General features: G+C 71.8%; 18 protein-coding genes. 3 read left to right on the plus strand and 15 right to left on the minus strand.

Annotated features, from left to right (window positions below; all coding sequences use genetic code 11):
- The first annotated feature begins 54 nt into the window (after nt 1–54).
- Entirely contained in the window at nt 55–843 is a 789-nt protein-coding gene (locus Q0994_RS30090) for a peptidylprolyl isomerase (RefSeq protein ID WP_299540992.1), read from the plus strand.
- Nucleotides 844–1,053: 210 nt separating this feature from the next.
- Nucleotides 1,054–2,283, plus strand: a complete 1,230-nt coding sequence (locus Q0994_RS30095; RefSeq protein ID WP_299540994.1) for a DUF349 domain-containing protein — start codon at nt 1,054–1,056, stop codon at nt 2,281–2,283.
- 81 nt (nt 2,284–2,364) lie between these two features.
- On the opposite strand, the gene Q0994_RS30100 is transcribed toward Q0994_RS30095, so the two are convergent.
- The 15 genes from Q0994_RS30100 to pgsA all read right to left on the minus strand — a co-directional run bounded on the left by Q0994_RS30100 (nt 2,365) and on the right by pgsA (nt 17,729).
- Nucleotides 2,365–4,902, minus strand: a complete 2,538-nt coding sequence (locus Q0994_RS30100) for a bifunctional (p)ppGpp synthetase/guanosine-3',5'-bis(diphosphate) 3'-pyrophosphohydrolase (RefSeq protein ID WP_299540996.1) — start codon at nt 4,900–4,902, stop codon at nt 2,365–2,367.
- 146 nt (nt 4,903–5,048) lie between these two features.
- A complete protein-coding gene (locus Q0994_RS30105) occupies nt 5,049–5,600 on the minus strand; it encodes an adenine phosphoribosyltransferase (protein ID WP_299540999.1) in 552 nt (183 codons plus the stop codon).
- Nucleotides 5,597–6,676: a protein translocase subunit SecF gene (gene secF, locus Q0994_RS30110; protein WP_299541001.1), complete on the minus strand. Its 1,080-nt coding sequence runs from the start codon at nt 6,674–6,676 to the stop codon at nt 5,597–5,599. The genes Q0994_RS30105 and secF overlap by 4 nt, the downstream gene beginning before the upstream one ends.
- A 1-nt stretch (nt 6,677) precedes the next feature.
- Nucleotides 6,678–8,459 carry a protein translocase subunit SecD gene (gene secD / locus Q0994_RS30115; protein WP_299541003.1) on the minus strand — a complete coding sequence of 594 codons (1,782 nt, stop codon included), beginning with the start codon at nt 8,457–8,459 and terminating at the stop codon, nt 6,678–6,680.
- Nucleotides 8,460–8,604: 145 nt separating this feature from the next.
- Nucleotides 8,605–9,069, minus strand: a complete 465-nt coding sequence (gene yajC / locus Q0994_RS30120; RefSeq protein ID WP_299541006.1) for a preprotein translocase subunit YajC — start codon at nt 9,067–9,069, stop codon at nt 8,605–8,607.
- A gap of 166 nt (nt 9,070–9,235) precedes the next feature.
- Nucleotides 9,236–10,327 carry a Holliday junction branch migration DNA helicase RuvB gene (ruvB, locus tag Q0994_RS30125; RefSeq protein WP_299541009.1) on the minus strand — a complete coding sequence of 364 codons (1,092 nt, stop codon included), beginning with the start codon at nt 10,325–10,327 and terminating at the stop codon, nt 9,236–9,238.
- A gap of 36 nt (nt 10,328–10,363) precedes the next feature.
- Entirely contained in the window at nt 10,364–10,990 is a 627-nt protein-coding gene (gene ruvA, locus Q0994_RS30130) for a Holliday junction branch migration protein RuvA (protein ID WP_299541011.1), read from the minus strand.
- Nucleotides 10,987–11,520 (minus strand): crossover junction endodeoxyribonuclease RuvC, encoded by a 534-nt coding sequence (gene ruvC / locus Q0994_RS30135; protein WP_299541014.1) that lies wholly within the window; start codon nt 11,518–11,520, stop codon nt 10,987–10,989. The genes ruvA and ruvC overlap by 4 nt, the downstream gene beginning before the upstream one ends.
- A gap of 142 nt (nt 11,521–11,662) precedes the next feature.
- Nucleotides 11,663–12,424, minus strand: coding sequence for a YebC/PmpR family DNA-binding transcriptional regulator (locus Q0994_RS30140; protein WP_299541017.1), 762 nt, complete (start codon nt 12,422–12,424; stop codon nt 11,663–11,665).
- A 62-nt stretch (nt 12,425–12,486) separates the two neighbouring features.
- On the minus strand, nt 12,487–13,083 hold the full coding sequence (gene pdxT, locus Q0994_RS30145; RefSeq protein ID WP_299541020.1) for a pyridoxal 5'-phosphate synthase glutaminase subunit PdxT: 597 nt from the start codon (nt 13,081–13,083) through the stop codon (nt 12,487–12,489).
- A gap of 4 nt (nt 13,084–13,087) precedes the next feature.
- A complete protein-coding gene (gene pdxS, locus Q0994_RS30150; RefSeq protein ID WP_299541023.1) occupies nt 13,088–14,005 on the minus strand; it encodes a pyridoxal 5'-phosphate synthase lyase subunit PdxS in 918 nt (305 codons plus the stop codon).
- Between the two features lie 226 nt (nt 14,006–14,231).
- A complete protein-coding gene (locus Q0994_RS30155) occupies nt 14,232–14,777 on the minus strand; it encodes a hypothetical protein (protein ID WP_299541026.1) in 546 nt (181 codons plus the stop codon).
- A gap of 140 nt (nt 14,778–14,917) precedes the next feature.
- Complete coding sequence (locus Q0994_RS30160) at nt 14,918–16,108, minus strand: glycosyltransferase family 4 protein (RefSeq protein ID WP_299541029.1); 1,191 nt, start codon at nt 16,106–16,108, stop codon at nt 14,918–14,920.
- The gene (locus Q0994_RS30165; protein ID WP_299541031.1) at nt 16,105–17,043 is read right to left on the minus strand and encodes a phosphatidylinositol mannoside acyltransferase; all 939 of its coding nucleotides are present in this window, start codon (nt 17,041–17,043) and stop codon (nt 16,105–16,107) included. The genes Q0994_RS30160 and Q0994_RS30165 overlap by 4 nt, the downstream gene beginning before the upstream one ends.
- Nucleotides 17,040–17,729, minus strand: a complete 690-nt coding sequence (gene pgsA / locus Q0994_RS30170; protein ID WP_299541034.1) for a phosphatidylinositol phosphate synthase — start codon at nt 17,727–17,729, stop codon at nt 17,040–17,042. Before pgsA ends, Q0994_RS30165 begins: the two co-directional genes overlap by 4 nt.
- A gap of 405 nt (nt 17,730–18,134) precedes the next feature.
- Between pgsA and Q0994_RS30175 the strand changes: the two genes are divergently transcribed.
- Nucleotides 18,135–19,805, plus strand: a complete 1,671-nt coding sequence (locus Q0994_RS30175; protein WP_299541037.1) for a hypothetical protein — start codon at nt 18,135–18,137, stop codon at nt 19,803–19,805.
- The last annotated feature ends 35 nt before the right edge of the window (nt 19,806–19,840 follow it).

The following is a 19,840-nucleotide window of genomic DNA, read 5'->3' on the forward strand; positions in this document are numbered from 1 at the left end:
ATACCGTACGGGCACATCCAGGCCCGTTCAGACGACGTACAAGGAGACCAACCGGTGGTCAGCAGCGATCAGCGGCGGCGGCAGCTCGCCCGGGAGAAGTTCGAGCGGCAGCAGCAGCGCCGTGAGGAGGCCCGGCGCAGGACCAGGCGTCTCACCGCCATCATCGCCTCCGCGGTCGCCGTGGTCGCGGTGATAGGAGTCGGCAGCTACCTCGTCGTCTCCGGCGACGACGACACCAAGACCGACGCCGCGGCGGCGTCCGCCTCGTCCTCGCCGTCGGCCGCGCCGAGCGAGAGCGCGGTCCCGGAGCCGGAGATGGCGATCGACAAGAAGGCGTCGTACACCATGTCCCTCGCGACGGGTCAGGGCGACATCGCGTTCACGATGGACGCGGCGAAGACCCCGCACACGGCGAACTCCTTCAAGGCGCTCGCCGACAAGAAGTTCTTCGACGGCACCACGTGCCACCGCCTGACCACCCAGGGCATCTTCGTCCTCCAGTGCGGCGACCCCAACGGCGACGGCACCGGCGGGCCGGGGTACACGATCCCGGACGAGAACCTCGACGCGCTCGGCAAGGCCGGCTCCGACGGCACGGTGACCTTCCCGGCGGGCACGGTCGCGATGGCCAACACCGGGCAGCCGAACAGCGGCGGCAGCCAGTTCTTCCTCGTCTACAAGGACACCAAGCTGCCCCCGACGTACACCCCGTTCGGCACGATGGACGACGCCTCGCTGAAGGTGGTCGAGAAGATCGCCGCGGGCGGGGTCGCGGGCGACGCCGGTGACGGCGCCCCGAAGAAGCCGGTCGCGGTGGAGAAGGCGACCGTCGCGAAGAAGTGACGGCGGGTCCTCCCGCTCCGGCGGCCGGGTGCGCCCGGCCGCCGGAGCCTCCCGGACCGCACCGGAGAATTTCGGCCGTGCGGAGTGCGGACAGCCGGGCTGCCCGTCGCCTAGATTGGCGTGGTGCAGGGCGGGCGGTGCCCGCCCCCGAGAAAACTGTGGACGATGCCCGGGGGTGAATCCTCGTGGGCATCAGGTGGAGGAGGCGCTGTGAGCAGCGACCCGTGGGGCCGCGTCGACGAGACGGGCACCGTGTACGTGCGTACGGCCGACGGAGAGCAGGTCGTCGGATCGTGGCAGGCCGGTTCGCCCGAGGAGGCGTTGGCCTATTTCGAGCGCAAGTACGAGGGCTTGGTGGTCGAGATCGGCCTCCTCGAAAAGCGGGTGAAGACCACCGATCTGTCGTCCAAGGACGCGACGGCGGCCATCGACCATCTGCGTCAGCAGGTGGACGAGCACCACGCCGTGGGCGACCTGGCGGCCCTGCGCGTCCGGCTGGACGCGCTGGTCGCGACCGTCGGCGCGCGCCGCGAGGAGCGCAAGGTCCTCAAGGCCCGGCAGGCCGAGGAGGCGAAGGCGTCCAAGGAAGCCCTGGTCACCGAGGCCGAGCAGCTCGCGCAGAGCGAGCAGTGGCGTTCGGCCGGTGAGCGGCTGCGGGCGCTGGTGGACATCTGGAAGGGTCTCCCCCGCCTGGACCGCAAGTCGGACGACGAGCTGTGGCACCGCTTCTCGCACGCCCGGTCCGCGTTCTCCAAGCGCCGCAAGGCCCACTTCGCCTCGCTGGACGCCCAGCGCGAGGAGGCCCGCAAGGTCAAGGAGAAGCTGGTCACGGAGGCCGAGTCGCTCGCCCGCTCCACCGAGTGGGCCGCGACGGCCGCGCGTTACCGCGACCTGATGACGGAGTGGAAGGCGGCGGGCCGCGCCCAGCGCGAGGCCGAGGACGAGCTGTGGAACCGTTTCCGCGGCGCCCAGGACGTCTTCTTCGCGGCGCGCGGTGAGGTCTTCGCCGAGCGTGACGCCGAGCAGGGCGAGAACCTCAAGGTCAAGGAGGAGATCGCCGCCGAGGCCGAGAAGCTGGTCCCGGTGAAGGACCTCAAGGCGTCCCGCGCCGCGTTCCGGGCGCTCAACGAGCGCTGGGAGGCCGTCGGCCACGTCCCGCGGGACGCGCGGCCGAAGGTCGAGGGCCGGATGCAGGCCGTCGAGCGGGCCCTGCAGGAGGCCGAGGAGTCGGAGTGGCGCCGGACCAACCCGGAGGCGCGGGCCCGCGCCGCGGGTCTGACCGGTCAGCTCCAGGCGGCCGTGGACAAACTGCGCGGACAGATCGACGCCGCGCGTGCCTCGGGCAACAACGCCCGTGCGGACAAGCTGTCCCGTGAGCTGGAGGGCCGGCAGGCGCTGCTCGACCAGGCGCTCAAGGGCCTGGAGGAGTTCGGCGGCTGACACCGCCCGCGCACCGCGCACGACGAGCAGGGCCCCGGTAGCACGTAGCCGGGGCCCTGCTCGCTGTTGTGCGTGCCCCGGCTACGGCCTGCGCGCCGAGGTGACGCGGTAGACGTCGTAGACGCCCTCCACGCTGCGCACGGCCTTCAGGACGTGGCCCAGGTGCTTCGGGTCGCCCATCTCGAAGGTGAAGCGGGAGGTGGCCACCCGGTCGCGGGAGGTCTGCACCGCCGCCGACAGGATGTTGACGTGCTGGTCGGAGAGGATCCGGGTGACGTCGGACAGGAGGCGGGAGCGGTCCAGCGCCTCGACCTGGATGGCGACCAGGAAGACGGAGGACTGGGTGGGCGCCCACTCGACGTCGAGAATGCGCTCCGGCTGCTGCGAGAGCGAGTCGACGTTGACACAGTCCGCGCGGTGCACGGAGACACCGCTGCCGCGGGTGACGAAGCCGATGATGGGGTCGCCGGGTACCGGGGTGCAGCAGCGGGCCAGCTTCACCCAGACGTCGTCGACGCCCTTGACCACCACGCCGGGATCGGCGTTGGCGCGGCGCTTGGAGCGGCCTCGCGAGGGGGGCGCGCTCTCGGCCAGGTCCTCGTTGGCCTCGTCCTCGCCGCCCAGCCCCTGGACCAGCTTCTGCACCACGCCCGCGGCGGCCACGTGGCCCTCGCCGATCGCCGCGTAGAGCGAGGAGATGTCGGGGTAGCGCATCTCGTGGGCGAGGGTGACCAGGGAGTCGCCGGTGAGGATGCGCTGGATCGGCAGGTTCTGCTTGCGCATCGCGCGGGCGATGGAGTCCTTGCCCTGCTCGATCGCCTCGTCCCGGCGTTCCTTGGAGAACCAGGCGCGGATCTTGTTGCGGGCGCGCGGCGACTTGACGAAGCCGAGCCAGTCCCGCGAGGGTCCGGCGCCGGCCGCCTTGGAGGTGAAGACCTCCACCAGGTCGCCGTTGTCGAGGGTCGACTCCAGCGGGACCAGGCGCCCGTTGACGCGTGCTCCTATCGTCCGGTGGCCGACCTCGGTGTGGACCGCGTACGCGAAGTCGACGGGGGTCGCGCCGGCGGGCAGCGCTATCACGTCGCCCTTCGGCGTGAAGACGAAGACCTCGTTGCGGGAGAGGTCGAAGCGCAGGGATTCGAGGAACTCGCTGGGGTCCTCGGTCTCCTTCTGCCAGTCCAGCAACTGCCGCAGCCACGCCATGTCGTTGACGGTGTCCTGGCCGCGCCCGGTGTTCTTGGGGACGTCGGTGCGCACCTTGGAGGCTCCGGCGACGGCCTCCTGCTTGTACTTCCAGTGCGCGGCGATGCCGTACTCGGCGCGGCGGTGCATGTCGAACGTGCGGATCTGGAGCTCGACGGGCTTGCCGCTGGGGCCGATGACGGTGGTGTGCAGCGACTGGTACATGTTGAACTTCGGCATGGCGATGTAGTCCTTGAACCGGCCGGGGACCGGGTTCCATCGCGCGTGCACGGTGCCGAGCGCCGCGTAGCAGTCCCGGACGGTGTCGACCAGGACGCGGATGCCCACCAGGTCGTAGATCTCCGCGAAGTCACGGCCGCGGACGATCATCTTCTGGTAAACGCTGTAGTAGTGCTTGGGCCGGCCGGTGACGGTGGCCTTGATGCGGGCGGAGCGCAGGTCGGCCTGGACCTCGTCGGTCACTATGGCGAGGTACTCGTCGCGCTTGGGTGCGCGCTCGGCGACCAGCCGCACGATCTCGTCGTACATCTTGGGGTAGAGGATCGCGAAGGCGAGGTCCTCCAGCTCCCACTTGATGGTGTTCATGCCCAGCCGGTGGGCGAGCGGGGCGTAGATCTCCAGGGTCTCGCGGGCCTTCTTCTCCTGCTTCTCCCGCTTGAGGTAGCGCATGGTGCGCATGTTGTGGAGCCGGTCGGCGAGCTTGATGACGAGGACCCGCGGGTCCTTCGCCATGGCGACGACCATCTTGCGGACCGTCTCGGCCTGCGCGGCCTCGCCGAACTTCACCTTGTCGAGCTTGGTGACGCCGTCGACGAGGAGGGCGACCTGGTCGCCGAAGTCCCGGCGCAGGGTGTCCAGGCCGTACTCGGTGTCCTCGACGGTGTCGTGCAGCAGCCCGGCCATCAGCGTCGCCGGGTCCATGCCGAGCTCGGCGAGGATCGTGGTGACGGCGAGCGGGTGGGTGATGTAGGGGTCGCCGCTCTTGCGCTTCTGGCCGCGGTGCCACCGCTCGGCGACCTGGTAGGCGTGCTCGATCTGACGGAGCGTGGCGCTCTCGATCTTGGGGTCGTTGCCCCTGACCGTGCGCAGCAGCGGTTCCAGGACCGGGTTGTACGTGCTGGTGCGCTGGCCGCCGAGGCGGGCCAGGCGGGCCCGGACGCGGTTGGACGATCCCCCGGAGCGGGCGGCCGCTCCGTTGGTGGGAACGGGCTTGGCCGGGGGGCGCACGGGTGCCTTGGCGCTGTCCGGGACGGGCCGGGGGGCGGCCTGCGCGGCGGGCGCCTGCTCCGGGCCGCCCGCGGGGCCCTGCGGTGCGGGCCGGGGCCCGTCCGCGGGCACGCCGGACTGCCCTGCGGCGGGGGTCGCCGCGGGCTTGTCGGGCTGCGGTGCGTCGACTGGCTTGGCCTCGTCTGGCAAGAGCGCTCCTCGTGCGGTTCCGGGCTCCCCGGAAGGCCATCGTATCGAGCCCCCGGCCGGACCTCGCCCGGGGACGGCGGGACTTCCGCAACGCGGAACGGGCACCCGGATGTTCCCGGGTGCCCGTTCGCCGCGTGTGCGGGCGGTCAGACGGTGATCAGCGCTTCCAGCGGAGCGCCGTCGAGCGCCGCCTCCAGGCGGGCCCGGCCGTCCAGGAAGCCGAGCTCCATGAGGACCGCGACGCCCGCGACCTGCGCGCCCGCGCGACGGATCAGTTCCAGCGACGCCTCGGCGGTGCCGCCGGTGGCGAGCACGTCGTCGATGACCATGATCCGGTCGTCGGCGCTGAGGTCCTCCGCGTGGATCTCGATCTCGGCGGTGCCGTACTCCAGCTCGTACGCCTGGCTCAGGGTGGCGCCGGGGAGCTTGCCCGCCTTGCGGACCGGGACGAAGCCCAGGCCGGCGCGGACGGCGACCGGTGCGGCCAGGATGAAGCCGCGGGCCTCCAGGCCGACGATCCGGGTCGCGCCGTGCTTGGCGCACAGCTCGGCCAGCGCGTCGGTGAGCGCGGAGAAGGCGGCCGGGTCCGCGAGCAGCGGGGTGATGTCCTTGAAGACGACCCCCGGCTTCGGGTAGTCCGCGACGTCGCGGATACGGCTGAGCAGCAGCTCGCGGACCGATTCGGTGGTGCTGGTCATCGGCGCCTTCCTCCGTGCCGGCCCGCCGTGGCCCCGGCGGTCTCGGCGTCCTCGTCGGCGCCGTCCTGCGTGTCGTCGTCGTACTCCTCGGTCTCACCCTTGGCCGCGGCGGCGGCGCGCTTGGCGAGGATCCGCTTGCGCAGCGCCTTCATCTGCGGGTCGCGTTCCTTGAGGTCGGCGACGAGCGGGGTGGCGATGAAGATCGAGGAGTAGGCGCCGGCGGCGAGGCCGACGAAGAGCGACAGCGAGATGTCGTTCAGCATGCCGGCGCCGAGGACGCCGCCGCCGATGAACAGCAGGCCGCCGACCGGCAGCAGCGCGACCACGGTGGTGTTGATGGAGCGGACCAGCGTGCTGTTGATCGACTTGTTGGCGATCTCGCTGTAGGTGTAGCGGGTCTGCTTGGTGATCCCCTTCTGGCCCTCCTTGAGGCTGTCGAAGACGACGACCGTGTCGTAGAGGGAGTAACCGAGGATGGTGAGCAGGCCGATCACGGTGCCCGGGGTGACCTCGAAGCCGACCAGGGCGTAGACGCCGACCGTGATGGTGATGTCGTGGATCAGGGCGACGAGCGCCGCCACGGCCATCCGCCACTCGAAGGCGATGGCCAGGTAGATCACCACCAGGACCATGAAGACCCCGAGGCCGGTCCACGCCTTGTTGGCGATCTGCTCGCCCCAGCTCGGGCCGACCAGGTCCGCGTTGATCTTGTTCTCCGGGACGCCGAGGTCGTCGGAGAGCTGGGTCTTGATCTCGTTGGCCTTGGCGGTGTCGACCTCGGTGATCTGGATGCGCAGACCGCCGTTGCCGAGCTCCTGGACGATCGCCTCGTGGCCGGAGGCCTCGACGGCGGCGTCGTGCGCGGCGGAGGTCGAGATCTTGGCCTTGGTGTCGGTGGTGAAGACCGCACCGCCCTTGAACTCGATGCCCATGTTCAGGCCGCCGACCGCCAGGCCGAGGATGGCCGTGATGGTGATCAGGATCGAGACGCCGTACCAGATCTTGCGCTTGCCGATGAAGTCGTAGCCGACCTCACCTCGGTACAGCCGGGCGCCGACGTTGCCGAGTCGCGACATCTCACGCCTCCTTCGGGTCGGTGGAAGCGGGGACACGGCGCGAGCGGCGCAGCGGGGGCTTGGCGCCGAGCCGCTTCGGGTCCAGGCCGGACCACGGGTGACCGCTGGAGAAGAACTTCGTCCGGCCCATCAGCGTCATGACCGGCTTGGTGAAGAGGAAGACCACCACGACGTCGAGCAGCGTGGTGAGACCCAGCGTGAAGGCGAAGCCCTGGACCTTGCCGACGGTGACCACGAAGAGCACCGCGGCGGCGAGGAACGACACGAAGTCGGAGACCAGGATGGTGCGCCGGGCGCGCGGCCAGGCGCGCTCGATGGCCGGGCGGAGGGTGCGGCCCTCGCGGATCTCGTCTCTCACCCGTTCGAAGTACACGATGAACGAGTCCGCGGTGATGCCGATGGCGACGATGGCTCCGCAGACGGCCGGCAGGTTCAGCGCGAAGCCGATGGCCGGGCCGAGCAGGGCCATGATCGTGTAGGTCAGGATGCCGGAGGCCAGGAGGCTCAGCAGCGCGATGACCGCGAGACCGCGGTAGTAGGCGACCAGGTAGATCACCACGAGCGCGAGTCCGATGGCGCCGGCGATCAGGCCCGCCTGGAGCTGCTCCCCGCCGAGGGCGGCCGTCACGGTGGTGACGCTCGCCTCCGTGAAGGTCAGCGGGAGCGCGCCGTACGACAGGATGTTGCCGAGGTCCTCGGCCGACTGCTGGTCGAAGTTGCCCGAGATCTGGGCGTTGGCCGAGAGGGCCGTGGCGACCGAGGGCGCCGAGACCACGTCGCCGTCGAGGACGATGGCGAACTGGTTCATCGGCGACTGCTGCTGCGAGAGCGTCGTCGTGATCTTGTTGAACTTCTTGGCGCCCTTGTCGGTGAACTCCATCGACACGATCCACTCACCGGTGGTCTGGTCGATGGCGCCCTGCGCGTTGTCGACGTCGCTGCCGGAGACCGCGGCCGGGCCGAGCAGGTACTTCTCGTACGAGCCGGGGGTGTTGGAGCCGCAGGCGACGATCGAGTCGGTGGCCTTGGCGTCCTGGCCGGCCGCCGCGCGCTGCTTGGGGTCGCTGCAGTCGAGTGCGGCGAACTCCTCCTGCAGCTTGGCGGTGGCGGGGTCCACGGAGGCGGACGGGGAAGCCGCGTCCGCCGCCGCGTCCGAGGCGGCGGCCGAGGCCGTCGCGCCGGGCGAGGCGGTCTCGTCCTTGGTGAGCGCGCCGGTGACGGCGCGCCCCTGGGTGGAAGCACTCGCCGACGGGGTGGCCGACGCGTCGGACTTCTCCCCGTCGGTGGCGGTCTCGCCGGTGGCGGAGGCGGAGGGCGAGGGCGACGCGCTGCCGGAGGGAGAGGCGCTCGGAGCCGCCGAAGCGTCGGTACCGCCGTCGGCGACCGTCAGAACGGGCCGGAAGTAGAGCTGGGCGGTGGTGCCGACCTGCTCACGGGCCTGCTCGGAGTTGGTCCCCTTGGGGATGTTCACGATGATGTTGCTGGAGCCCTGGGTCTGAACCTCGGCCTCCGACACACCGAGACCGTTGACACGCCGCTCGATGATGCCCACGGCGGTGTTCATGTTGGTCTCGTTGATCGCGTCGGGCTTGCCCGGCTGGCTCTTCGCCTGGAGCGTGATCGACGTCCCGCCCGCCAGGTCGATGCCCAGGCGCGGCGTGGTGTGGCCGGACAGGAACATCCCGCCGGTGAGCGCGACCATGGCGATCAGGATCAGGGCCAGTGAACGCCCCGGCCTCCCCTGACCGCCCGACGGCCCGCGGCCCTTCTTCGGTGCTGCCACCTTCTCGTTTCTCCCTGTCCAACCGCTCCGCGACGGGTGGTGCCCGCGCGGCCACGAAGTGTAGTGGGGGCCTGCCCCCGCAGAAGAACGGACGGCCGGGGGACGCGGCGCGCCGACCGGCGTGCGGCATCCCCCGGTTCAGCCGCTACTTGGCGTCGGTGTCGCCGTCGTCGGCCTTCTTGACCTCGTCGGACTTCTTGACGTCCTCGGGCTTCGTGTCCCCGGCGTCCTCGGACTTCTTGCCGAGGTCGATCTTGGCCACGTCGTCGCCGGTCAGCGAGGAGGCGTCGTCCGGCACCAGGGTGCCGTCGGAGTCGAGGTGCTCGTCGTCGCCGTGGACGATGCGGTTGTACTCCGCGTCGTCGAGGACGGCGCCGATGGCGTTCTTCGCGTAGACGGCGTGCACGCCGGGCGCGACCTCGAGGGTGACCGTGTCGTCGTGAAGCTCCTTGACGGTGGCGTACATGCCCCCGATCGTCCGGACGCCGGTGCCGGGCTGCATCTCGTTGCGCATCTGCGCTGCCGCCTGCTGCTTCTTCTTGGCGGACCGGGTCATCAGGAACATGGCCCCGATGAGCACGATGAAGGGGAGGAGAGTCACGATATTCACGGGACGGAAATTCCTTCGCACGACCGCGCTGGAATGCGGCCTGTATCTACGGGGGTGGGCATACCGGCCTGTACGGTCGGCATCGGCGGAGTCTAAGCGAGTCCGCATCGTTGGAACAACGTCCAGGATGGCACCCTGGTTCCGCCCCCGGTCAAGCTGTGACGGATCACGCCCCGAACAAGCCCGCTTGTCCCTTTGCGCCGTGCTGCGGCGGCACCAGCCCGAGGTGCGCCCACGCCGCGGGCGTCGCCACCCGCCCCCGCGGCGTCCTGGCCAGCAGTCCTTCCCGTACGAGGAAGGGCTCGGCGACCTCCTCGACCGTCTCCCGCTCCTCCCCCACGGCGACCGCGAGCGTGGACAGGCCGACCGGGCCGCCGCCGAAGAGCTTCAGCAGCGCGCCGAGCACCGCGCGGTCGAGCCGGTCGAGGCCGCGTGCGTCGACCTCGTAGACCTTGAGCGCCGCCCCGGCGATCTCCCGGTCGATCACGCCGTCCGCCTTGACCTGGGCGTAGTCCCGGACGCGGCGCAGCAGCCGGTTGGCGATGCGGGGGGTGCCGCGGGAGCGGCCTGCGATCTCGGCGGCGCCCGCGGTGTCGATGGAGACGTCGAGCAGTCCGGCCGAGCGGTGGACGACCCGTTCCAGCTCGGCGGGGGCGTAGAACTCCATGTGTCCGGTGAAGCCGAAACGGTCCCGCAGCGGGGGTGGCAGCAGTCCGGCCCGGGTGGTGGCGCCGACCAGGGTGAACGGCGGCAGTTCGAGCGGGATGGCGGTGGCGCCGGGACCCTTGCCGACGATGACGTCGACCCGGAAGTCCTCCATCGCCATGTACAGCATCTCTTCGGCGGGCCGGGACATCCGGTGGATCTCGTCCAGGAAGAGGACCTCGCCCTCCTGGAGGGAGGAGAGGATCGCGGCGAGGTCGCCGGCGTGCTGGATGGCGGGGCCGGAGGTGATGCGGATCGGGGCGTTCATCTCGGCCGCAATGATCATGGACAGGGTGGTCTTGCCGAGTCCGGGGGCGCCGGAGAGCAGCACGTGGTCGGCGGTGGCGCCGCGGGCGCGGGCCGCCTTGAGCACCAGGTCGAGCTGTTCGCGTACCTTCTCCTGGCCGACGAACTCCTCCAGGTCCTTGGGACGCAGGGCGGCCTCGACCGCGGTGTCCTCGCCGTCCGCGCCCGCGCCGACCAGCCGGTCGTCGTCGAAGCCGGCGGCCCCGGCGGGGGCGTCCAGCTCGGGTCCGGTCTCGTCCCAGTTCATCGGGTCAGTCCTGCCTCGGGGGTGTCGGGTGCCGGATCAGCGGGTGCGGTTGAGGGTCTGCAGCGCGGCGCGCAGCAGCTGCGGCACGGGCGGCCTCGTCCCCCCGGCGACCGCGGCCTCCGCCTGCGGGGTGACGGCCGCTACCGCCTCCTCGGCCTCGCGGCTCGCGTAACCGAGGCCGATGAGCGCCGCCTGGAGCTGCTCGCGCCAGTCCGGGGCCGCGTGGACGACGGGCCCCTGCTGCCCGATGTGGGCGCCCACGGGCCCGCCGAGCTTGTCCTTGAGCTCCAGCAGCAGCTTCTGGGCGCCCTTCTTCCCGATGCCGGAGACCGCCATCAGCGCCTTCTCGTCGCCGGTGGAGAAGGCGAGGCGCAGGGCGTCCGGGCTGTGGGTGGCGAGCATGGCCTGGGCGAGCCGGGGGCCGACGCCGCTCGCGGTCTGGAGCGTTTCGAAGACCTGGCGCTCGTCGTCGTCGGCGAAGCCGTACAGCGTGAGCGAGTCCTCCCGCACCACGAGGGAGGTGGCGAGCCGGGCCTGGCCGCCGAGGCGCAGGTCGGCGAGGGTGCGCGGGGTGCACTGGACGGCCATGCCGATGCCGCCGACCTCGATCACGGCCGTGGTCGTGGCGAGGGCGGCCACCGGGCCGGAGACGAAGGCGATCATGCGGTGCGGCCTTTCAGCGTGCGGTGGGCGGCGACGGCCTGCTGCAGACGGTTCTGCGCGGGGGTGCGCCAGATGTGGCAGATGGCCAGGGCGAGGGCGTCGGCGGCGTCGGCGGGTCTGGGCGGGGCGTCGAGCCGGAGCAGCCGGGTGACCATGGCTCCGACCTGCGCCTTGTCGGCCCGGCCCGACCCGGTGACGGCGGCCTTGACCTCGCTGGGGGTGTGCAGGGCGACAGGGATGCCCCGCCGCGCCGCGCAGAGCATGGCGACGGCGCTGGCCTGGGCGGTGCCCATCACGGTGCGGACGTTGTGCTGGGCGAAGACCCGCTCGACGGCGACGAACCGCGGGCGGTACTCGTCGAGCCAGCGCTCGATGCCCTGCTCGACGGCGACCAGCCGGTCGCCGAGCTCGGCGTCGGACGGGGTGCGCACAACGCCGACGCCGAGCATGGTCAGGGGCCGGCCCGCGACGCCCTCGACCACGCCGACCCCGCACCGGGTCAGCCCCGGGTCCACGCCGAGTACCCGCATGGGGCTCCCCCTGTCCTCACCGCTCGGTCAACTGTTCCCGCAGGCTACCGGGCGGCAGTGACAAGGCGACGGGCCGACGGGGGTGTGTCCCCGTCGGCCCGTCGTGCTCCGCGTCGGCGGAGGACGTCACTGCGGCGCCCGGTCAGTCCTCGGAGGCGTCCAGCTTCTCCATGACCTCGTCGGACACGTCGAAGTTGGCGAAGACGTTCTGCACGTCGTCGCTGTCCTCCAGCGCGTCGATGAGCTTGAAGATCTTGCGGGCGCCCTCCTCCTCCAGCTCCACCTGCATGGTGGGGAGGAAGTTGGCCTCGGCCGAGTCGTAGTCGATGCCGGCCGCCTGGAGCGCGGTGCGGACCGCGACCATGTCGGTGGCCTCGCTGACGACCTGGAAGCTGTCGCCGAGGTCGTTGACCTCTTCGGCGCCCGCGTCCAGGACGGCGCCGAGGACGTCGTCCTCGGAGAGCTCGCCCTTCGGCAGGACGACGACGCCCTTGCGGTTGAACAGGTACGACACGGAGCCGGGGTCGGCCATCGAGCCGCCGTTGCGGGTCATCGCGACCCGGACGTCGGACGCGGCGCGGTTGCGGTTGTCGGTGAGGCACTCGATGAGCACGGCGACCCCGTTGGGGCCGTAGCCCTCGTACATGATCGTCTCGTAGTCGGCGCCGCCCGCTTCGAGACCGCCGCCGCGCTTGACGGCGGAGTCGATGTTCTTGTTGGGGACCGAGCTCTTCTTCGCCTTCTGGATGGCGTCGACGAGCGTCGGGTTGCCGTCGGGGTCCACGCCGCCCGAGCGCGCCGCGACCTCGATGTTCTTGATCAGCTTCGCGAAGAGCTTGCCGCGCTTGGCGTCAATCACGGCCTTCTTGTGCTTCGTCGTAGCCCATTTAGAGTGGCCGGACATCTGCCTTCTCCTTCGCGTCACCCAAAACCAAACCGAACCCGAGAGATCCTACCGGGGTCCGGTCAGCGCACTGCGCGCACCATCTCGACGAACAGCTCGTGGACACGATGGTCGCCCGTCAGTTCGGGGTGGAACGACGTGGCGAGGGCGTTGTCCTGCCGCACCGCGACGATGTGCCCGCCGTGCTCGGCGAGGACCTCGGCCCGCGCCCCGACGGACTCGACCCAGGGCGCCCGGATGAAGACGCCCTCGACCGGGCCGCCCGGCACCGCCGCGAACTCGACGGCGGCCTCGAAGGACTCGTTCTGGCGGCCGAAGGCGTTGCGCCGCACGATCATGTCGATCCCGCCGACCGTCTCCTGGCCCGCGCGGGGGTCGAGGATCTTGTCGGCCAGCAGGATCATGCCGGCACAGGTGCCGTAGACCGGCATCCCGGCGCGCACGCGCTCCCGCAGCGGCTCCATCAGGCCGAACAGGACCGCGAGCTTGGACATGGTGGTGGACTCGCCGCCGGGCAGCACGAGGCCGTCCACCCCGGCGAGTTCCTCGGGGCGCCGCACCGGCCTGGCCACGGCGTCCGCCGAGGCCAGGGCGATCAGGTGCTCCCGCACGTCGCCCTGCAGCGCCAGGACGCCGACGACGGGCGTGTCGTCCCTCATCGGGTCACCAGCCGCGGTTGGCGTAGCGCTCGGCCTCGGGCAGCGTGTCGCAGTTGATGCCGACCATGGCCTCGCCGAGGTTGCGGGAGGCGTCCGCGATGACCTTCGGGTCGTCGTAGAAGGTGGTGGCCCTGACGATCGCGGCGGCGCGCTTGGCGGGGTCGCCGGACTTGAAGATGCCGGAGCCCACGAAGACGCCCTCGGCGCCGAGCTGGCGCATCAGGGCCGCGTCCGCGGGGGTCGCGACGCCGCCGGCGGAGAACAGCACCACGGGCAGCTTGCCCAGCTCGGCGACCTCCTTGACCAGCTCGTACGGGGCGCGCAGGTCCTTGGCGGCGGCGTACAGCTCGTTGTTGTCGAAGCCGCGCAGCCGGGCGATCTCGTTCTTGATCTGGCGCAGGTGGCGGACGGCCTCGACGACGTTGCCGGTGCCGGCCTCGCCCTTGGATCGGATCATCGCCGCGCCCTCGGCGATGCGGCGCAGCGCCTCGCCGAGGTTGGTGGCGCCGCAGACGAACGGCGTGGTGAAGGCGAACTTGTCGCTGTGGTTGACCTCGTCGGCCGGGGTCAGGACCTCGGACTCGTCGATGTAGTCGACACCGAGGGACTGGAGCACCTGGGCCTCGACGAAGTGGCCGATGCGGGACTTGGCCATGACCGGGATGGAGACGGCCCCGATGATCTCCTCGATCATGTTGGGGTCGGACATCCGGGCCACGCCGCCGTCCTTGCGGATGTCGGCGGGCACCCGCTCCAGCGCCATGACGGCCACGGCGCCCGCGTCCTCGGCGATCTTCGCCTGCTCGGCGTCGACGACGTCCATGATCACGCCGCCCTTGAGCTGCTCGGCCATGCCGCGCTTGACGCGGGCGGTGCCGGTGGCGGGGACGGCGGACTGGGGGGTGCTGGGAAGCGTGGACACGGGACCTCACTCGGTGAAAATGCGCTGATTCCTGCACCGCCGAGCAAACGCCCCACAACCGGTCCACCACAAGGGCCAATGAACAACCGGTGGACCGCTTCCCCGCCGGGCGTCCGCATCGTGAACGGGGCGTGAACCGGGCGGCACCGCCCGCGGCCCCCCCCGTCCGCGCCGCCCGCACCGGCCCGCAGCGCCACCACCGCCGCGTCCGGGCCGGGAGCGGCCGTCAGGTGCCGGGGCGGTCCGCCAGCGCGACCGGCGGGGTGTCGTCCATCTCGAAGGCGAGCGGGAACGGCGCGTGGCCGGCCAGCCGGAACCAGCGCACCGTGCGGTGCCGGCGCAGCGCGCGGGCGGCCCGCACCGCGTCGTTGTGGAACCGCCGGGCCATCGGCACCCGGCGGACGGCGGCGGCGAGTTCACCGGCCGCCTCGACGCCGCCGGGGATCTCCCTGACCGCCTCGACCTGGGCGCTCTCGCCGAACACCGCGCGCAGCGCGGCACTCAGCTCGCTCTCCGCCACTTCGCGGTGGTCCCGCTCCGCCTGCCGGGCGGCGTGCGCGGCCTCGTACAGCAGGATCGAGGAGGCGGGATCGAGGACGCCGGAGGTGGCCAGTTCCTGGGCGACCGAGGCGCGGCGCAGCAACTGCGCGTCGAGCGCCGCCCGCGCGGCGTCCAGGCGGGCGTGCAGCCGGTCGAGCCGGCCGGCCGTCCAGCTCAGGTACACGCCGATCACGACGAGGGCGACGACGATCCAGATCAGGGTGGGAGTCACGGACGCACACGCTACCGGCGCACGGCCCGCCACCGGGCATCCGTCCCCGGCCGCCCGCGCGACCGGGGCAGGCGCCCGGCGGGGCCGTACCGGCTCCGGACCGGGCGCCGGGCGCCCCGGTGGTAGGCGCGGGGAACGGGTCAGTCGCGGACCGCGGGCTCGCCGGTGTCCCGGTCGCGGCCGAGGCCGAACCGGGCCCGCAGGCCGGTGCGTTCGTCGGTGTCGACGGCGGCCGCGCCGTCCGCCACCGTCTCGTACACCGCGAGGATGTCCGCGCCGACGGTCGACCAGTCGAACCGCCGTACGTGGGCGCTGCCGCGCTCGCGCAGGTCCGCGCGGCGCGCGGGGTCGGCGAGCAGGCCGATCGCCGCCGAGGCCAGCGCGTCGGCGTCCTCGTTGGCGAAGAGCTCGCCGGCCGCGCCCCGGTCCAGCACCTGGGCGAACGCGTCCAGGTCGGCGGCGAGCACCGGGGCGCCCGCCGACATCGCCTCGACCAGGATGATCCCGAAGCTCTCGCCGCCGGTGTTGGGGGCCACGTACACGTCGACGCTGCGCAGCAGGCGGGCCTTGTCCTCGTCGCTGACCATGCCGAGGAACTCGACCCGGTCGCGCATCTCCCGCGGCAGGCCGGCGACGGCCTCCTCCTCGTCGCCCCGCCCGGCCACCAGCAGCCGGGTCTGCGGGTGCGCGGCGAGGATGGCGGGCAGCGCCCGCACCAGCACCGGGAGGCCCTTGCGGGGCTCGTCGATCCGGCCGATGAAGCCGAGGGTGCCGCCCTGCCACTCGGGCCGGGGCTCCGCGCGGGCGAAGAAGTCGACGTCCACCCCGTTCGGGATGACCACCGCGTCACCGCCGAGGTGCTCGACCAGGGTCCGCCGGGCGTACTCGCTGACCGCGATCCGGGCGCTGATCTTCTCCAGCGCCGGCTGGAGGATCGGGTACGCCGCGATCATCGCGCGGGAGCGCGGGTTGGAAGTGTGGAACGTGGCCACGATCGGTCCCCGCGCGGCCCAGCAGGCGAGCAGGCCGAGCGAGGGGGAGGCGGGCTCGTGGATGTGGATGACGTCGAAGGTGCCGTCGTGCAGCCAGCGGCGCACCCGTGCGGCCGACAGGAAGCCGAAGTTCAGCCGGGCCACCGAGCCGTTGTACGGGACGGGCACGGCCCGGCCGGCCGACACGACGAACGGCGGCAGCGGGGTGTCGTCGTCGGCGGGGGCCAGCACCGAGACCTCGTGGCCGAGGCGGATCAGATGGTCGGCGAGGTCCCGGATGTGGAACTGCACGCCGCCGGGGACGTCCCAGGAGTAGGGGCAGACGATGCCGATCTTCACGGCGTCGCCTCCCGGGGTTCCAGGTCGGAAAGCCAGAGCCGCTGCAGCATGTGCCAGTCCTCGGGATGGGCGCGGATGCCGGTGGCGAAGGCGTCGGCCAGCGCCTGGGTCATGACGGCCGTCTTCTCCTTGCGGGTGCCCGTCGGCGGCACCTCGACCGCCGGGTGCACCTGGGCCTGCATCACCGGGGTGGAGCCGAAGGCGAGCGTGGCGGGCAGCAGCACCGCGCCGGTCTGCTGGGCCAGCAGGGCGGGCCCGGCCGGCATCCGGGCGCGGTCGCCGAAGAAGTCGACCTCGACGCCGGAGGCCGACAGGTCCCGGTCGGCGACCAGGCAGACCAGGCCGCCGGAGCGCAGCCGCCGGGCGAGGGTGCCGAAGGCGGCGCCGCCGTCGTGCGGCACGACCTCCATTCCGAGGCCCTCGCGGTAGGCGACGAACCGGTCGTAGAGCGATTCCGGCTTCAGCCGCTCGGCGACCGTGGTGAAGGGGACCTTCAAAGAGGTGGTGACCCAGGCCCCGGCCAGGTCCCAGTTGGCCAGGTGCGGCAGTGCGAGCACCACCCCGCGCCCGGCCGCGAGGCCTTCGGTGAGCCGGTCGGAGTCGGCGACGTGCACGCTCTCCGCGATCCGCCGGGGACTCCATTCCGGCAGCCGGAACGACTCCATCCAGTACCGCATGTAGGAGCGCATCCCGGCCTTCGACAGCTCGGCGAGGCGTTCCGGCGTGGCGTCGGGCACGACCCGCGCCAGGTTGGACTCCAGCCGGAGCACGCCGGCGCCCCGCCGCTTCCAGGTCTGGTCGGCGAGGGTGCGGAACAGCGCCTTCGCGGCGGGCTCGGGCAGCTTCTTCACGGCGGTCCAACCGAGACCGTACAGTCCGTCGCCGAGGCGGTCCTTGAGGCCGGTGGAGTCGCGGCCGGCCGGGTCGCCGGTCACCGCTCTGCCCCGGGGCTCCCCGGCGCGGGGGGCCCGACCGGTCCGGCGGCGGCAGCCGCGTCGGCCTCGGCGGACTCCCGGCGCACGGTGACGACCCGCTGGACCAGGGTGATCAGGCTGCCCGCGGCGACGATCCACAGCGCGATCGGGAGCAGCACGTCGATGCCCGGCACGCCGAACGCGTGCAGGCCGGCCAGTCCGGCGGCGACCAGCGAGATCACCAGCCGCTCGGCCCGCTCGACCAGGCCGTTGACGGCGACCGGCAGCCCGATCGACTCCCCGCGCGCCTTGGTGTACGAGACGACCTGGCCGCTGGCGAGACAGAAGATCGCGACGGCGCACAGGATGTTGTCGTCACCGGTGCCCGCGTACCAGAGGGCGAAGCCGCCGAAGATGGCGCCGTCGGCGACCCGGTCCAGCGTGGAGTCGAGGAACGCGCCCCACCGGCTGGAGATCCCCGCCTGCCGGGCCATGTTGCCGTCGACCAGGTCGGAGAAGACGAAGACGGTGATGACGATGGTGCCCCAGAAGAACTCCCCCATCGGGAAGAAGACCAGCGCGCCCGCCATCACCCCGGCCGTGCCGATGAGGGTGACCGCGTCGGGACTGACTCCGAGGCGGAGCAGCAGAGCGGCGAACGGCGTGAGGACACGCGTGAAAAAGGCACGCGCGTACTTGTTCAGCATGGCCTTCCAGAGGGTCGGTGGGCCGCGCGGCCCCTGCGGCCACCGGCGGGCCCATCGTAGTCACCAGCGGGGCGGCGCACCGGACGGGCACCCGGGCCGGGGCGTCCGGGGGCGCGGGGCGTGATGCTGCGCACGCGGGCGTGCGCGGGCGCACGGGTCGCACACCGGCACCGGGTCGGCATCAGCACGCTCTTCCGGCGTGCGCGGGCGCACGGGTCGCACGCGACGGCGGCGCCCCGCTTGCGGGCGTGTCCCCGCCCGCGGCCGCCCGCCGCCGCCCGTCCGGAAGGTGACGGGCGGTACGGCCGTCCGGACGCTACGCTGTGGGCGCAGCTCAGAAGGTATGCCGCGTACGGAAGTTGGGCACACCGCAGGAGCAGACGTGCGGCGAGTGGGGGCGACACAGTGGCCAACGACGGATTCGACTTTTCTCCCGGGGCCCAGATCCCGATCCAGGGATCGGGCGCGGGCATGGTGGCGACCAGCGCCATCGCGTCGGCGGCGTACCGCGACAGCCCGGTCGAGGAGATCCTCAAAGCCAACAGCGAGTGGCACCAGTCCAAGGTCGAGGAGGGCGCATCCAAGCTCTTCAAGTCCGGCTACTTCAAGCCGAATCTGGGCGAGGCGTTCTCGCGGGCGGTCACCGAGCGGATGCTCGGCGGGGCCCGCGCGGCACTGATCCAGTCGTTCGGCACCGACTCGCAGACGGTCGTCGAGCACTGCCTCTCGGCCATCCGGCTGCGCAAGGCCAGGGACACCCAGCTCACTCTGGTCACCGCCGTGTTCGGGGTGCTGTTCCTGCCCGGCATGCTGCTGTGGGTGCTGGCCTTCCGGCTCCGCGACGCCCTCAACCGGTCGAAGGACGCCGCGTTCAAGGCGCTCGGCACCCTCGTCCTGGTGGTGTTCGGCGGACTGGCCGTGGTGGCCCTGGTCGCCCTCCCGGTCAGCGGGATCGCCGGCCTCTACCTGCGCGGCGCGATCGTGGCCCCGGTGATCGGCTGGCTGATCGCCAAGCGGATCGCGGAGAAGTCGGCCCGTGACATGCGCACCCGCTGGGAGGGGCTGCTCTCCGGGGCCGGCGTGGCGGCCAAGATCCCCGAGGCGGTGCCGAAGAACCCCAGCGAGACCACCCGCGAGGCACTGCGCCAGGGGCTGGAGAAGCTCTCGGCCGAGCAGCAGTCCAACTCCGCCTTCTACGCCGGCCCCAAGGGCATCCTGGGCATGGGCACCCGGTGGGGCAGCTGGCAGCTCGCCGAGGAGCTGACCTCGAAGGACCCGACGAAGGACTTCCACCAGTTCCGCAGCTGGGACCTGATCCGGGTGATCCACGACCAGTTGAAGATGCTGGAGCGCGGGCCGCTGAACACCGGCGGTTTCCCCAAGCCCTCCGTCACGCACTGGATCGTCTCCCCCGTCGGTGAGAACGCCGACTCGGTGACCCGGCCGGCGGGCGAGGACGTCGCCACCTTCCAGGTCAAGCCGCACGAGATACAGCGCATCTGCAACCACCAGCAGTTCGGCAGCGGCGCCCGCCACTATCTCGGCGTCCAGTTCGTCCTGTGGGACGGCCAGCTCGTCCTCACCATGATGATCACCGTCACCGTGCTGCACGAGACGCTGCGCATCGAGGTCACCGGCCACGCCCTCGGCCCGGTCCACGGGCTGTTCACCACCAAGCCGGAGGCGAAGACCCGGACGGTCAACAAGACCGTGCGGTTCTGGGAGACCCGCAAGATCAACCTGCCGCTGGTGGACGCCAAGGAGGTGATCCGGCTCGCCCTGCGGGCGCCGCTCACCTGGTACCCGCCGCTCCTCGACTACCTCGGCGGCAAGATCGTCCTGCCGGAGCCCTTCGGCCTGCGGCACGCCTGGGCCGCCAAGCCCTGGAACCACCGCTTCATGGCCGACGACGCCATGCGCGCGGCCACCCCGGTGCTGCGCGTGGTGCACTCGGCGGCACTGAAGGTCCTGGCCGAGAACGGCGTGGACACCGAGCGCTTCGACAACCGCTCGATGGTGCTCAGCGGCCTCGTCCAGGACGCGGCGCCCCGCAAGGCCGACATCTACGACGCCTGAGGGCCCGCACCACGCGCGGGGGCGCGCACCGGAGG

The organism is uncultured Streptomyces sp., assembly GCF_947488945.1.
Taxonomy (GTDB): domain Bacteria; phylum Actinomycetota; class Actinomycetes; order Streptomycetales; family Streptomycetaceae; genus Streptomyces.